Origin of the sequence: Paenisporosarcina sp. TG20 (assembly GCF_000286315.1) — a bacterium.
GTDB lineage: Bacteria > Bacillota > Bacilli > Bacillales_A > Planococcaceae > Paenisporosarcina.
This window is the reverse complement of sequence record NZ_ALJG01000269.1, coordinates 1-15,103: the sequence shown is the minus strand read 5'-3', so window position 1 is coordinate 15,103 and position 15,103 is coordinate 1. Positions and strand designations below refer to the sequence as shown.

Annotated in this window: 17 protein-coding genes; 10 read left to right on the top strand and 7 right to left on the bottom strand. The window is 36.6% G+C overall.

Annotation, left to right across the window (positions count from 1 at the left end):
• Positions 1 to 88: 88 nt before the first annotated feature.
• On the bottom strand, positions 89 to 1,036 hold the full coding sequence (locus B371_RS0107960; RefSeq protein WP_019413782.1) for an ABC transporter substrate-binding protein: 948 nt from the start codon (positions 1,034 to 1,036) through the stop codon (positions 89 to 91).
• Positions 1,037 to 1,156: 120 nt separating this feature from the next.
• Between B371_RS0107960 and B371_RS0107955 the strand changes: the two genes are divergently transcribed.
• From B371_RS0107955 to B371_RS0107945, 3 genes are read left to right on the top strand one after another with little or no spacing between them, the layout of a single operon-like run.
• Entirely contained in the window at positions 1,157 to 2,155 is a 999-nt protein-coding gene (locus tag B371_RS0107955) for an iron ABC transporter permease (RefSeq protein ID WP_019413781.1), read from the top strand.
• A 3-nt stretch (positions 2,156 to 2,158) separates the two neighbouring features.
• Positions 2,159 to 3,196 (top strand): iron chelate uptake ABC transporter family permease subunit, encoded by a 1,038-nt coding sequence (locus tag B371_RS0107950; protein WP_019413780.1) that lies wholly within the window; start codon positions 2,159 to 2,161, stop codon positions 3,194 to 3,196.
• Positions 3,196 to 3,855 (top strand): (2Fe-2S)-binding protein, encoded by a 660-nt coding sequence (locus B371_RS0107945; protein WP_019413779.1) that lies wholly within the window; start codon positions 3,196 to 3,198, stop codon positions 3,853 to 3,855. The genes B371_RS0107950 and B371_RS0107945 overlap by 1 nt, the downstream gene beginning before the upstream one ends.
• 394 nt (positions 3,856 to 4,249) lie before the next feature.
• Here the strand turns inward: B371_RS0107945 and B371_RS0107940 are convergent, their stop codons facing one another.
• Positions 4,250 to 4,987, bottom strand: coding sequence for a LysM peptidoglycan-binding and 3D domain-containing protein (locus B371_RS0107940; RefSeq protein WP_019413778.1), 738 nt, complete (start codon positions 4,985 to 4,987; stop codon positions 4,250 to 4,252).
• 395 nt (positions 4,988 to 5,382) lie between these two features.
• Between B371_RS0107940 and B371_RS0107935 the strand changes: the two genes are divergently transcribed.
• Both B371_RS0107935 and B371_RS0107930 read left to right on the top strand, forming a co-directional pair.
• Positions 5,383 to 5,820, top strand: a complete 438-nt coding sequence (locus B371_RS0107935; protein WP_019413777.1) for an SACOL1771 family peroxiredoxin — start codon at positions 5,383 to 5,385, stop codon at positions 5,818 to 5,820.
• A 26-nt stretch (positions 5,821 to 5,846) separates the two neighbouring features.
• Complete coding sequence (locus B371_RS0107930; RefSeq protein ID WP_019413776.1) at positions 5,847 to 6,638, top strand: SDR family oxidoreductase; 792 nt, start codon at positions 5,847 to 5,849, stop codon at positions 6,636 to 6,638.
• A 91-nt stretch (positions 6,639 to 6,729) separates the two neighbouring features.
• On the opposite strand, the gene B371_RS0107925 is transcribed toward B371_RS0107930, so the two are convergent.
• The 3 genes from B371_RS0107925 to B371_RS24030 all read right to left on the bottom strand — a co-directional run bounded on the left by B371_RS0107925 (position 6,730) and on the right by B371_RS24030 (position 8,641).
• The gene (locus tag B371_RS0107925; protein WP_019413775.1) at positions 6,730 to 7,836 is read right to left on the bottom strand and encodes a PAS domain-containing sensor histidine kinase; all 1,107 of its coding nucleotides are present in this window, start codon (positions 7,834 to 7,836) and stop codon (positions 6,730 to 6,732) included.
• Between the two features lie 296 nt (positions 7,837 to 8,132).
• Positions 8,133 to 8,390 (bottom strand): GNAT family N-acetyltransferase, encoded by a 258-nt coding sequence (locus B371_RS24035; RefSeq protein ID WP_019413774.1) that lies wholly within the window; start codon positions 8,388 to 8,390, stop codon positions 8,133 to 8,135.
• Entirely contained in the window at positions 8,387 to 8,641 is a 255-nt protein-coding gene (locus tag B371_RS24030; RefSeq protein ID WP_019413773.1) for a GNAT family N-acetyltransferase, read from the bottom strand. Before B371_RS24030 ends, B371_RS24035 begins: the two co-directional genes overlap by 4 nt.
• 854 nt (positions 8,642 to 9,495) lie before the next feature.
• Between B371_RS24030 and B371_RS0107905 the strand changes: the two genes are divergently transcribed.
• Positions 9,496 to 9,717, top strand: a complete 222-nt coding sequence (locus B371_RS0107905; RefSeq protein WP_255348663.1) for a 4-oxalocrotonate tautomerase family protein — start codon at positions 9,496 to 9,498, stop codon at positions 9,715 to 9,717.
• 79 nt (positions 9,718 to 9,796) lie between these two features.
• On the opposite strand, the gene B371_RS21505 is transcribed toward B371_RS0107905, so the two are convergent.
• A complete protein-coding gene (locus B371_RS21505; protein ID WP_019413768.1) occupies positions 9,797 to 10,354 on the bottom strand; it encodes a GNAT family N-acetyltransferase in 558 nt (185 codons plus the stop codon).
• Between the two features lie 90 nt (positions 10,355 to 10,444).
• On the opposite strand from B371_RS21505, the gene B371_RS0107895 reads away from it, so the two are divergent.
• The 3 genes from B371_RS0107895 to B371_RS0107885 all read left to right on the top strand — a co-directional run bounded on the left by B371_RS0107895 (position 10,445) and on the right by B371_RS0107885 (position 12,580).
• Positions 10,445 to 10,891 carry a MarR family winged helix-turn-helix transcriptional regulator gene (locus B371_RS0107895; RefSeq protein ID WP_019413767.1) on the top strand — a complete coding sequence of 149 codons (447 nt, stop codon included), beginning with the start codon at positions 10,445 to 10,447 and terminating at the stop codon, positions 10,889 to 10,891.
• A gap of 69 nt (positions 10,892 to 10,960) precedes the next feature.
• On the top strand, positions 10,961 to 12,289 hold the full coding sequence (locus B371_RS0107890) for an NAD(P)-binding domain-containing protein (RefSeq protein ID WP_019413766.1): 1,329 nt from the start codon (positions 10,961 to 10,963) through the stop codon (positions 12,287 to 12,289).
• A gap of 84 nt (positions 12,290 to 12,373) precedes the next feature.
• The gene (locus B371_RS0107885; RefSeq protein ID WP_019413765.1) at positions 12,374 to 12,580 is read left to right on the top strand and encodes a hypothetical protein; all 207 of its coding nucleotides are present in this window, start codon (positions 12,374 to 12,376) and stop codon (positions 12,578 to 12,580) included.
• Positions 12,581 to 12,604: 24 nt separating this feature from the next.
• On the opposite strand, the gene B371_RS0107880 is transcribed toward B371_RS0107885, so the two are convergent.
• The gene (locus tag B371_RS0107880) at positions 12,605 to 13,087 is read right to left on the bottom strand and encodes a DinB family protein (RefSeq protein ID WP_019413764.1); all 483 of its coding nucleotides are present in this window, start codon (positions 13,085 to 13,087) and stop codon (positions 12,605 to 12,607) included.
• Between the two features lie 403 nt (positions 13,088 to 13,490).
• Between B371_RS0107880 and B371_RS0107875 the strand changes: the two genes are divergently transcribed.
• Entirely contained in the window at positions 13,491 to 14,945 is a 1,455-nt protein-coding gene (locus B371_RS0107875; RefSeq protein WP_019413763.1) for an amidase family protein, read from the top strand.
• Positions 14,946 to 15,103: the final 158 nt, after the last annotated feature.

Here is a 15,103-nt window from a genome sequence, read left to right as displayed (position 1 = left end):
GGAAAGCGTCCGCATGGAGCGAAAATCAACTTTGTTAGGATTTTATTACTAGATTTTTTTTTATGAAATTGACTCAAATATGATGTTTTTACTTGATGTGCGTTTCCAGGTCATCGAGCATTAAATTAGCGGCAATGTAGCCACCTGCCGTATTCCAAATCACGTCACTTACTTTAAATACTTTATCTGCTTTTGCTACTTCAAGGTTCTTGAACAATGGATCGTTAATCCACTCATTTTCTAATTTTGTCGCTTCGTTATCACCCGTTTCGTATGTGAAGTAAAACATGATATCGCCGTCCATTGCTAGAATTCTTTCTTTTGTTACACCTTTTTCTGCGAAATCTGGCACATCCTGCTCAGCAGGTCGAGCAAAGCCTAGTTGCTCTAATATTACCCCTGAAAAAGAGTCTTTATGATAAATACGTACATCTCCAGCCATAAAGCGGACCATTGAAACTTCTTGTTGGGTTTTATCACCAAAGGTTACTTTTATTTCTTCAATACGATTATTATAAGCATCTAATTTTTCTTTACCTACATCTTCTTTATTAATCGCCTGAGAATATAATTTAAAGTTTTCTTGCCAGTCGCCTCTTAATGTTTCTGCAAACACTGTTGGCGCTATTTTACTTAACTGTTCGTAGACTTTTTCCTGTCGCATTTTATTCCCAATAATTAAATCAGGTTTCAATGCAGCAATGGCTTCTAAAGAGGGTTCTGATTCTTTACCTACAGATTTTGTATCTTTTAACTGTTCAGCAGTGTGGTCATACCATGTGTTACCAGTCCATGCTTCAACTGCTCCTACAGGTGTAACTCCCATTGCAAGGAGTGCTTCTACACCTTCATTTGTCAAGATCACGATGCGTTTTGGTTCACCTTTGATCGTTGTTTCACCCATTGCATGAGTAACTGTATAACTTTCCTCTTTCTCTATATCTTTCCCACTTGTAGTAGATTCCTCTTGTGTTGTACCACATGCTGCTAACGCCAACAGCATGAAAGTAATTAATAAAATACCAAATTTTTTCATGTTATTTCTCCTTTTTTATCATCCAGTTGAGAATGAAAATCATTTACAGTTAGTACTTTATATGATACGATTTAACTTGTCAATAAGTACTTTTAAAATACATAGTTCAGAGGTTAAAAAATGTTAAATACAAATACCACCCGAGTATGGGGAATTGCGATTGGTATGGTTTGCATTCTTTTTTTAATGAGTGCCAGCTTGGTTTATGGCTATACCCACACCACTTGGTCGAAAGCCTTCTTGGCTTTTTTCAATCCTACAACTTCAAATGAACATATCATTATTCGTGATGTCCGGTATCCTCGTGCAGTGATTGCAGCATTTGTTGGAGCTTGTCTTGGTGTATCAGGTGCCATTATGCAGTCAATTACGAGAAACCCACTTTCTTCACCGAGTATTCTTGGTGTTAATGCTGGGGCCAGTTTTTTTGTGGTTGTAGGTGTAGTTTTTTTATCTGTTCAAAGTTTACAATCTTATATGTGGCTTAGTTTTGCCGGTGCAACTTTTGCTTTTACGCTCGTATTTGTCTTAAGTAGTACTGGGAGAGAGGGACTTACACCCATTAAATTAACTCTAGCTGGTTCCGCAATAACAGCATTATTTGCATCGTTTACACAAGGGTTGTTAGTTTTAAATGAAACTGCTCTTGATCAAGTATTATTTTGGTTAGCAGGTTCAGTTGCTAACCGACCTCTTGACTTACTGGTTAATGCTTTACCTTACATGGTTGTTGCTCTATTACTCGCTTTTATACGCGCAAAGGAATTGAATGTATTAAGTATTGGTGATGACGTTGCTATAGGTCTGGGTCAACGAACCGTATGGATAAAGTTTTTCTTTGGCGCCTGTGCGGTTGTTTTGGCTGGTTCAGCAGTTGCTGTTGCGGGTCCTATTGGATTCGTTGGTATCATCATTCCACATTTAATTCGTCCATTAATTGGACTCGATCATCGTTGGATTCTTCCTTATTCTGCTATGGGGGGCGCAGCTCTTTTACTCTTAGCTGATATAGGAAGCCGCTATGTATTAATGCCTCAAGAGTTACCTGTAGGTGTGATGACTGCCCTGATAGGTGTACCTTTCTTTATTTTTGTAGCACGTAGAAAGGTGGGGATATAGTAAATGAAAATATTCAATCGCCTTAGTTTTACTAGCCATCCCTTTGTTGCTACTATTATTGTTTTTCTAGCCGTCGTTACGGTCATGTTATTATCAGCAGGTTCTGGGGAATTCCCTTTGTCTCCCTCGAAAGTAGTTGCTGCTTTATTTGGTTTTGGTGATGAATTTGACCAGACTATTTTAATCGACTTTAGATTACCTCGTATCGTGATGGCCCTTTTTGTCGGAATGTCGCTAGCTGTATCAGGGGCAATTTTACAAGGAATCACAAAGAACCCACTTGCTTCTCCTGATTTAATCGGAATCACTGCAGGTGCTTCTCTCGCTGTGGTATTATTTTTAACACTATTCTCGGATGAGAATAATTCTTTAACAGTGAGTATTCAGTGGTTGCCTTTGTTTGCATTTTTAGGGGCTACTCTAACTGCACTAGTTGTTTTCTTATTGTCATGGAAAAATGGCATTGCTCCGTTCAGACTTTTGCTTATAGGAATTGCTGTTGCAGCCTTTATGCAAGCAGGAACCACCGTATGGATACTAATGGGCCCCATTTATCGAGCAAGCCAGGCGACGATTTGGACGACTGGAAGTATCTACGGTGCTAATTGGTCTCAAGTTTCTATCATCATGCCTTGGTCTTTGTTGTTTATCGCAATATCTCTCTTGTTGAGAAAACAAATGAATATTTTAGAACTTGGAGATGATATCGCGACGGGGGTTGGGTCTCGTGTTCAACTTAATCGAATTCTATTACTTTTAGTGAGTACTGGGCTAACTGGAATAGCTGTCGCTTTTGCCGGAGGAATCGGATTTGTCGGTTTACTTGCACCACATATTGCAAAAAGGATTGTAGGTCCAAAATTTCAATCAATGGTTTTATTTTCAGCTGGAGTTGGTGCGCTACTTGTTCTCATAGCAGACTGGATTGCACGTGTAGCATTTGCCCCAATTGAAGTTCCAGCTGGCGTTTGGACAGCAGCTGTAGGTGCGCCTTATTTCATTTTCTTACTACTAACAGTGCGAAGAAAGGGTAGTTCTTAATGAATAGTTCTATTTCGAAAGAAATGGTCGAAAACTTCCGTTGGTATCAAGATCAGATGATATTACACAAATTAACTCTTTCAGATTTAATTCATGAACCCTCAATTGACCAACATCTAAATCGAATGATGACTGAATTCAAGAGTCCTACAAGAGCACATGCTGCATCGATGACAGCGAAACGAGTAGGTTACATAGTAGCTCTTATGATTTTTGCTCGTATCAAACATAATGCAATAATAAACTCTAAAGAATGTTCAATCATAACGATTTCCGAAGAATCTACAAATACTAGTTGGTTACCTGTTTATTCGTTTTCACTTGAAACCGCAGAACCTAGCCAGTCTACAGTAGAATGGATTACGAAAGAGTTATATGCTCAAACTCTCGTTCCTATCGTAGAACTGTTAGCAAAAGAAAGAGGCATCTCACGTGTTGTATTATTTGAAAATATATTTATCTACATCAAATGGATTTTCATTTCTACCCTTCAAGATAGCATTACTTTTCAACGTTTAATCAAATCACCTGCTAGTGAATTCGGAGTTAAAAAACAACATCCTCTTGCTTTATATGAATCTGAATGCACTACTTTTCGTAAAACATGTTGCTTATATTATCAAACTCATAAAGCATGTAAAACTTGCCCATTAAAATAATGCTTGAGAGATTATGATCTTAAGCATTATTTTTGTATTCTATGATTACTATTAAACTAAGGGACTCTGCATGAATGTAGAACCAAAAATAATGAGATTTTTCAGTATAGTATTGTATAATTTAAATTCTTATAACTTCAACAATTACAACTTCAAACGGTTTTTTTGCAAAATGACAGCTTGAAATTACAATCTCCCATATGATTATTTATACCTGATCATATGCTCCTTCATTTCTTCACTCATTTTCGCTATTCCATATTCCTTCATGGTCCATGAGACTGGCATGTAACACTCGATTAAAAAGATTGTGGTTGCCAAACCGCCTTACTATTCTTATATTTTAAAACAAAAAAAAGCAAGCACATGGCTCACCTTTTAACTATTTCTACTATTAATCTAGTATTTTAATGTTTACTGTTTTACGACCCCAGTTTAGAGCTTCTTGTCGACTTGGAATAAAGACATCTATCTTATTACCTTTAATTGCACCACCGGTATCTCCAGCAATTGCTTCACCGTAACCTTCAACCCATACACGTGATCCAAGCGGAATTACAGATGGATCTACTGCAATAACTTTTTGGTTCGGGTTAGAACGCAAGTCAATACCCGTGTATGTTATTCCTGAACATCCAGTACAAAAAGCAGTATATGCAGTTGCCGTTACTGTCATTTCTTTAGCTTTAGATGGAGCTGAAACGGCAGTTGTTCGAGTAGCCGCTGTCGATGAATTAGTAGAAGTAGTTGCTGTGTTACCAGCACTAGCTTGTCCATTTAAAACAAATTGATCTCCTGGATGAATTAAATCACTAGAGAGATTATTCAACTTCATTAATTCACTTACAGACATACTGTTTGCCAATGCTATTTTATAAAGTGAGTCGCCTTTTACAACTGTATAGGTTGAGACGGCATCCTCCACTTTAAGTTTTTGGCGTGGATATATGAGAGTAGAGTTGTTTAACTCATTCCATTCTTGTAAGTTCTTAACGCTAACATTATTGGCTTGTGATATAGACCATAATGTATCTCCTGATTTTACCGTATGGATGCTAGAAGCAGATGCTTGTCCCACCAACCCTACTGATAATGTAACAATTGCAGTTAGTGCAACGATTTTCTTTTTCAAAATAAATTCCTCCTTTTCACTAACGATTGTCATCTTAACATCTTGTGATTTCAGAACGATTACAATGACATGAATAGGAGTTAACAATTTAGTGACGCGATTACACATTCTGTAATCCATGTAATATAGACATATATTCATAATATTTCATTAGTTATTAACAGGTTTCTTTACAATTTTAATAGTCCGTTATAAGTTTATATATTTGAATGAAACAAATGAAAATTATTATTTATTATTGGACTACCCTGTGGGTTAAAAAAAGTAATCTAAAATGGTCTCTTTCCTATTAACCTTACTCTGACTGTTCTTCAAAAAGAATTTCTAAATATTGAATCATTTTATTATCTTTTTTTGTAGAATCATTTAAACTATAAGAATAAAGGGGGATCTTTATGACACTTCATTCTTTTCATCTAACGGCAAATTGGCCAGGCCTTCGAAATGATGTCGGTACAATCGAAACTGAACACTTACATACTAAAATCTCCATTCCTCCAGAGATGGACGGTCCTGGTGTTGGTACAAACCCGGATGAAATGTTACTAGGTGCAGCAGCTACATGTTACATTATCACTCTAGCAGCTATGCTTGAACGTAGTGGTATTGAGAAAGAAAGCTTAACAATGATTTCTGAAGGCATTGTTGAAAGTAACAAAGGAATCATCACATATCAAAAAATTATTCACCGTCCTCATCTCGTCATTTTATTTGATAAAGATTTGAAAGCAGCACAAAAATTAGCTAAAAAAGCTGAAAGCTCTTGTATGATTAGCCGGGCGCTTAAAGGAAATGTAGTAATTGAATTAGAAGCTAAGATTGAAGTGAAATAAATAAATAAATAGAAAAGAGGGATTAGATGGATTTACAATTAAAAGATAAAATTGTTCTTGTTACTGCATCGAGTAAGGGTTTAGGAAAAGCAACAGCTCTGGAGTTTGCAAAAGAAGGGGCCACAGTCCTTGTGTCGAGTCGCACTGAAGAAACATTGGCGCGGACTGTTGAGGAAATCAAGCAGTTGACGAATAACGAGCGTGTGTATGCTAAAACATGCGACATGTCTTCAGTAGAAGACATAAATGCGCTATTTGCTTGGATAAAAACAGAATTTGGTGGAGTTGACATTTTAGTTAATAATACTGGTGGACCAACTGCTGGTGGATTTAAAGATTTAGCCGACGAAGATTGGATGACAGCGTTCGAGAAAAACTTACTTAGTTATGTCCGGACGACTCGTGCTGTATTGCCACACATGCAAGAAAATGATTTTGGGCGCATCATCAATATTTCTTCTTCTTCTACGAAAGAAGTAATTGATGGGTTAATCCTCTCCAATACGTTCCGATCAGGAATGGTCGGATTGACAAAAAGTTTAGCTAGAGAATACGCGAAACATAATATTTTAGTTAATACTATTGGCCCTGGCCGTATTGCAACAGACCGTGTCGCCGAACTCGACCGACTGGCTGCTTCTCGACAAAGTATTTCAATTGAAGACGTTATCAAACGTAGTGAGAATCTAATACCTATTGGTCGTTATGGTCAACCAGAGGAATTTGCTAAAGTAGTGTTATTTATAGCATCACCTGCAAATACGTATATGACGGGTCAATCCCTCATCATAGATGGTGGTATGTTAAAAGCTCTATAATCTTTTCACACCAGTCTTACATAGATTGGTGTTTTTTTGAAGTTTTTTTCAATTTATTTGATAAGTGGACAACCCCATAAATATCAAAACGTTACTGTATATCATATCGATTTATAGACAAGATTTTTGCACCAGTCGGATGTTGTGGTAATTTCAAGTGAAACGTTGATCCTTGTCCAACTTTACTGTGCACAGTCATTTGCCCACCATGATTATTAATCGTTGTGAATACTTGTGTTAAACCTAAACCTGTCCCATTATTTTTACTGGAATAAAAGGGATTTCCAAGCAGATTTATTTTATCTTTTGGTATACCTACTCCGGTATCGATAACCTTCACATTAACACTGTCATTTTGAAAGTAATGTTCGATTCGGAGCTTTCCTTTAGTTGGCATTGCTTCTAATGCATTTTTAATCAGATTAAAAAATGCTTTTAAATATAAATTTTTCTTGCCAAATATATGTTTATCACAATCTCGTATATCCATTTCAATCTCTATATTATATAATTTATCTTGAAATAAATATATAAGAGAGTTCAGTTCTTTACACACGTCAATTTCGATAATTGGCTCATCGTAGAGATCCGGTTTAGATACTTGAAGCAAGTTTTGTAACGTATCAATTGCTTTCTCTAATTCACTTTCCATTGCATGTATATAGGGATGGGGATTTTTTTCTTTTAGTAATTGTAAAAAGCCTTTAACTGAAGTTAATGGATTTTTTACTTCATGTACAATACCTGCAGCGATTTCTCCGATTGAAACCATTTTCTGTCGGTCCTTTAACATTTTTTCCGTTTCTTTTTGGATCGTAATATCACGCAAAACGGTTTGAATGGCTTGTCGATTACCAAATTGAACTGGATGACAGTAAAACTCAACGTCCACAAGACTCCCATCACATCGTATAATCGATTGTTCAATAACTTTCAGAGGTACTTGTCCATACATGCCTTGTTCAAATCGTTCCCTAATCTTGTCTTTCATATCATCTTGAATAATGTTTAAACAGTTTGAACCAATTATTTGGTTTTTTCCCCCTCTTAAAAATTCAGCACCCGCCTGATTAATATAGAGAATTTTGTGGTCTAAATGAATCATAATGGTCTCAACGGAGTATTCAATTATTTGACTATACATCATTTCACTTTGAAGAATTTCTTTGGATTCCATAGATTCTAACGTCTGATTCATAATTCGGCTCCATTCTACATTGGACTGGGCAAATATGTGGATGAAATCTAAAAAATCTTATATAAGGGGTATTACGATTATGTATGAATATTATTATAACTAAAATTAGTATAATTGAAAAGTTATATTTACCATTTTTCAATATATTCAGTTATTTTATCCCGGTCTTTTTTGGATGGATTTACTAATCCATATTTTTCCTAGGTATTTTTCCACTGATCTAGGTACTTTAGTAGGAACAAAATTAAAATGACTTGATCTTTATTAATTCAAGTATGTCGTCCACATCGTTTATCTCAAGATGACTTAACAGAAATCCAAAATCTTTTCTTCAACTGTCCTTCTTCTGTAATAAATAAATCGTCCTCCACTCCCCCATTATTTAAAATGACTTTGGCAGAACCGATGTTATCCTCATCACATGTAACTAGAACTTGACCCATATGCAACTCTTTGCATTTAATAAGTGCTTCTTTTAATAGATAGGATGCGTAACCTTTATTTCGTTCAGATGGCCGAATACCGTATCCGATATGTCCTCCGATTGTTCTCAAAATTCGTTAAGCTCATGACGAATATCAACCATTCCTAAAATTCTATTGTTGTTATTTATTAAAAAGTAATGTGAGCTTTCTACCGAAGGGAATTGTCCTTTAGCACGCGCGTCCAATGCGGTTAAATACTCTTCATATGTATGAAATCCAGATAAATCCATACTACTCGGAGCCATTCGTACAGAACCCCATTCACCCATGTAATTTTCATGTTGTTCTTTCCATTTCAGTGATGGTACAACTAGTCTCACCAAAGCATCCCCTTTAAATTAAACGTTTGTGCAATAAAAACGTTACATATTACTCATAGTTTCAATTATATTTTAATAGAGTCGGCGCGAGAGTAAGATGGAGTAAGTTTGTCTGGGAAAAATTGTCTTTTATTTTATACCTATACCCTAATACCGTTTACGTTACAACAATACGGTTTTTAGTGGTAAAAATACTAATATTTAGGAATTACCTAACTTAATAGCTATCCCTCATACATCATCTAACCGTTCTTTGGAGAAAGTACGTTTTCATGATGTCTTTAATGATTCAAGCTGTTGCCATCATTTTGCTAGCTCCATCAGATTCTTCTACAAGTTTTTATGTGAGATTTGGACCTCGGTTGCAGGAATATTACCTACAGAAACAGAAAGTTATACAGGGGCACTTTCAGGCTCTGCTTTATTAGTATTTGTTGGCGCACTATTTTTACTTCTCTAAGTTAAACATGAAAGAGGGAAAACCGAAGATGCTGTTAATTAAACAAGTTGATCATATTCAACTAGCCGCACCAATTGGTAGTGAAGAAAAAGCCCGTTTGTTTATTCAAGATATTCTTTCTTAGGAAGAAGTCAAAAACCAGATGAATTAAAGAAAAATGGTGGCGTTTGGTTCTCGATGGACATGTTCATATTCATTTCGGTGTACAAGAATTGTTTATCGGTGTTAAAAAAGCTCATCTTTCATTTGAGGTGACTGATATTCAAGCCTTCGCCACACATCTCCGCGGAAAAGGTATCTCGATTTAATTGGATGAACAATTACAAGGAGCAAAAGATTTTTATGTCGATAACCCCTTTGGGAACCGTTTGGAATTTCTATAATGGGTTAAAAAATAACTAGGAGCGATGAAATGCCTTACGTAAATATTAAAATAACGAATGAACATGTGACACCAGAGAAAAAAGCAAAACTTATTGAAGGCGTCACCCAGTTACTGGTAGATGTATTGGATAAGAATCCTGAAACAACAGTGGTTGTCATAGACGAGGTAGATACTGATAACTGGGGAATCGGTGGTCGAACGGTTACTGAAAGACGTGGAACTACTAAGTAATGAAACGTTCAAAGGACCCACAAGTACTTTTACTTGCGGGTCCTTCTACTATTATTATAATTTTAAGTTTACTAGAGTATTATTCCGTTTCTTCAAAGAATAGAGAAAGCCATTTGTGTTTTTTCTTCTGAGATGAATTATGATTAACTCCTACCGTATCACTTCTTCTTTCCATTACGACATTATCCCGCCAGATTCCATCCATTTCCCCAATTTTCTCATGAACTCCTAAGATGCGAAATCCACACTTTTTATGGAGGCTGATGCTAGATTTATTTTCAGGAAAGATGCTAGCTTTTAATGTCCAAAATCCTTGTTGCTCGGATACACGTATCAATTCAGCTAAAAGTTTTTTTCCTATTCCTCTTCCTTTTGCTTTTGGATGCACATAAATACTGACTTCTCCCACACCTGAATATACTGGTCTGGCAGAAGTGTATAGGATTTTTGCCCACGCCAGTACTTGAAACTCTTCTTCTACAATTAAATGACAACCAGGGTGTGCAGATTCCATCCATTTTTCATAAGATGGTGCTAGTGTTTCAAACGTGGCATTTTTCGTTTTAATGCCCTCTTTGTAAATTTCTTTTACTTGATCCCAATCTGAGGGAATCATTTTACGGGTTTTAAAGTTCATATAAACACTCCTTTGCTTATAAAATTAACTTTAACATATTAGTTGCATTTTGCAATTGGTTGACATATAATTATTTTAAAGAGGTGAAACATGGAAAACAAACGTGAACTTTTTCAAATTTTAACTCGCCGCTTCGGTATTTTAAATAAAAACTGTTGTGCAGGTGATGACATTGAAATTTCAACTGTGCATAGCCATATTTTATATGAAATAGATAAACAACATATTCCAACGATGCAACAAATTGCAGATACTTTAGCGATTGATGTTACGACATTTAGTCGTCAAATACAAACGTTAATAAAGATGAATCTAGTTTCAAAATCTCCTTCTTCTGATGATAAACGATTTTATGTATTAACTTTAACAAATGAAGGACATAATATGGCACAATCAGTGGAATCTTCTATGAACTCCTATTTAAACGAAGTCTTCTCCCATATGAATGAATTTGAACAAGAAACTGTCTTAAGATCTATTAAGTTACTTAATAACGCTATGGCGAAGTCCAGTGTTTGCTGTACTCCGTTAATCTAAGCAAGAGAAATCTTGCTTTACCTTAAATATATACTTGCATTTTACAAATAAAAGAAAAGAGGCATTAAAATGACGAACAACAAAGTCAGCTTTAATATTTTAACGAATTGCTGTGACACACCCGAAAGCATGGATGCACTTTCAACTTTGCCGATCGCAATTATCGGAGCTGGTCCTGTTGGCTTAGCTGCAGCTGCCCATTTAGTATCTAAAAATGAAAAGTTTATACTCATTGAGTCTGGCAGTAGTGTAGGAAGTAATATTTTGAAGTGGGGACATGTACGCCTTTTCTCCCCATGGCAATACAATATCGATAAAGTGGCATTAGAACTTTTACAAGAGAGTGGATGGAAATCACCCGAACTGGAAGCTTTGCCATATGGGAAAGATATCGCTCGAGATTATTTAATCCCTCTAGCAAATCTACCTCAAATTAAACCGTTCATTAAGTTGAATTCTAAAGTTATAGCCATTAGGAAACACGGATTAGATAAGATGAAGAACGCAAAACGGGATGAACAGTCGTTTGTTTTGTACGTTGAAAAACAAGGTCAAACCGAACGAATTGAAGCTAAAGCTGTCATTGATGCAACTGGTACTTGGGGGCAACCTAACCCTGTTAATGCGGATAATGTCTGGACAAGAGATGAAGAATCGCTTAAATCTAATATAACATACGGAATTCCCGATATATCAGGAAAGTTACGTTCAAAGTTCGAACATAAGCGAGTAGCAGTAGTCGGTGGTGGTCATTCTGCTATCAATACTATTTTAGAATTATCCAACTTGGAAGAGACAGAAATCGTATGGATTCTCCGCAAGAATCGTGTGGAGGACGCATATGGGGGAGAAGATTTAGATGCTCTTCCCGCTAGAGGTCAATTAGGATCACGTATTCATCAACTAGTGGATAGTGGAAAAATTACTGTGCATACCCCTTTCCTAATACACCAAGTGAAAGCTGCTGGCGACACATTAACAATTCATGGCACGACTAAAAACGAAGAATCTATTATTTACGATATCAATGAAATTATCGCAAACACTGGATCACGTCCAGATTTCGATTTCTTACGAGAAATTCGCCTCGACATTGATTCAGCAACAGAAAGCGTGTCAAAACTTGCTCCACTTATCGATCCGAACCTACACAGTTGTGGCACCGTCCGGCCCCATGGAGAAGCCGAACTTCGTCAACCCGAAAAGAATTTCTATCTAGTGGGTATGAAAAGTTATGGTCGTGCACCAACTTTTTTAATGGCAACTGGCTATGAGCAAGTTAGATCTGTTGTGGCTCATTTGACTGGTGATCAAGAAGCAGCTAAACGAGTAGAGTTAGATTTACCAGAAACAGGCGTATGTAGTACGAATTTAATAGCTAAAAGTTCTTGTTGTTAATGATAGGAGACTTTATTTACATGATCATTGAGGAATTCCAGGGTCTCAGTACCATAAAAACTCACAAAATAGGAGGAAGCTAAAATGGTTGTGAACCACGGAGGGAATTTATCAAGTGATTACTTCATTGCCTATCTAAAGCTCATCATGATGGCGAAAAACTGCTCAGTTATATGTGCAAAAGAAGATATGTTTCTTCATTTTTTTAAAAACAATTCAAATTCATATGGACCTTCATCTTTTCATCAATTTAATAAAGCATTTTCAGAGTTAACACAAGCAAGACCTTGAGAAGGTCTTGCTTGTTATTTTCCATCATATTTGAGGTAGTTGTAATCCTTTGCCAATGAGATTTGCAGAAACTGGTTGTTTTCCAATTTCTCTTGCCCATACTGAAAGTTGCCCAATATGATGAATTTCATGAGCAATCACATGACGCATAATTTCTCCCCATTTATCTGTACTTGCGATTCCACCAGGTTTCCAATCATGAAACAGCAAATGTTCACAGTCACTATCCCAGGCTTCGACGAACTCCTTAACCTCTTTTTTATATTCCCTATCAAGTTGTTTAACTTGCTCCAGACTTTGATAGTCCAAAAAGCTTTCTTGGCATTCAGATTTTCCTTGGATGATTCGAATCCAACTCCACTCAACGTCAATAATGTGAAACAATGTATGCAATATGCTTCCCAATCCGCCGGTTCTTTTTTTCAAAAGCTCTTCTAAAGGTACTTCCTCACACCACTGTAACCACTCTTCTCTGACCTTCCAATTGTATTGAAACATTGTTTGCATGATGAATCCCTCCCTTCGTACTTCATTCTTATGTATACGCTTCGGGATACTCTTTTAATAAAAAAATATGAGATTATATACTGTTGAAGAAAATAGTTTTTAAAATGTTAATCTCCATATACCAAACACACCGTGAACACTTGTTAGCTTAGAACTTCGGTTTGATATAGAAAATAGTTTATAAAATTTTCTCATCGAAGGGATTCGATTTCTCATTTCAGTTAAAAACTTCGTGTAATAGATATCAAATAATAGCTTTACCTCACCACAATTTTTATATCAAGCAAAACGATACCTACAAATCTAGTATCCAATTATCCCTAAATAATCACCTAGGGTGACAGGTACTAAGGAAAACGGCTATACTGTTTAGTAAATCCTCAAAAGTAAAGGAGTAACTCATATGCTAGAAAATACGTTTAATATAGAAGAAACAACCATCGCAGACATTCATAAAGCATATCAAACAAATCAATTAACATCAGTAGAATTAGTTCAGATGTATTTAGATAGAATTAAAGAGTATGATCAAAACGGTCCGAAAATTAACTCAATTTTAACCGTCAATCCAGATGCGTTAGCAGTAGCGGCGAAGCTAGATAAGGAACGTCAAAAAGGGTATAACGGTCCTTTACATGGGATTCCAGTAATTTTAAAAGACAATGTTGAAACAGTGGATAATATGCCAACAACAGCTGGAACCATTGCGCTTGAAAATAACTTTGCTAAAGAAGATGCATTTATTGCTAAACAATTGCGAGAAGCAGGTGCCATCATTCTTGGTAAAGCCAATATGAGTGAATGGGCTTACTTTATGACCAAATATGTACCTAGTGGCTACAGCGCACTAGGTGGACAGGTACTAAATCCTTATGGACCTGATACATTCGATCCAGGCCTTGTTGGAGGATCTAGTTCAGGATCTGGTGCTAGTATTGCTTCGAACTTCGGTGTTGTCGCGATTGGGACTGAAACATCAGGTTCAATTCTTAGTCCAGCAAGCTCTAATTCATTAGTTGGGATTAAACCAACTGTTGGCTTAGTAAGCCGCACTGGTATTATCCCGTTAGCACACAGCCAAGATACCGCTGGACCTATGACCCGTACAGTGACTGATGCTGCAATTACACTTGGCGCACTCACAGGAGTAGACGAAACGGATGCCATTACTAAATCGAGTCATGGAAAAGCATTAACCGATTATACGAAGCATTTAAAAGCAGATAGCTTAAACGGAGCTAGAATCGGTGTAGATAATGCATTCTTAAGTGATGCAGATACAGATGAAAGAGCCATTATTGACGCTGCGATTGAAGAAATCAAAGCGCAAGGAGCGATTATAGAAATCGTAACAATTGCTGACCCGGATCTTGATTCAATCGTGTTATGGCATGAATTCAAACATGATATAAATGCTTACTTAAGAAATGTTTCTGATGATGTTCCAGTTAAGTCACTAGCCGATGTCATTGAATTTAATAAGCAAGACCCGGACGTTCGTATGAAATTCGGGCAAATCGAACTAGAACTCGCGCAAACAATGAGTGATGACCAGAACGATCCTACTTACCTAGAACACCATCAGACAGGTATTCGAATTTCGGCTAATGAGGGAATTGATGCTGTCATGACCAAACATAACTTGGATGCGCTCTTATTTGAAAGCAATCTTGGGGCTGCAATGCCCGCAACAGCAGGTTATCCTTCCATTACCATTCCCGCTGGATACACTACAAAAGGGATGCCAGTGGGGATTACATTTAGTGCAATGGCTTATAGTGAGCCTAAGTTGATTGAGTTTGCTTATGCTTATGAGCAAGCTACGAAAAAACGGGTGGCTCCGAGGTTTAATAAATAATTATTGTTTTAAATTAGAGGTGAGCAGATTCGTTGCTCATCTTTTTTACGATATAAGAAAAATGATATAAGTATCAGTCTAGCAAGATATTCCATATAGTATCAACTTTGGTTTCCGGTATGATTTCCGTTACAGGTGGACGCTTTCCGCGGGCGGTC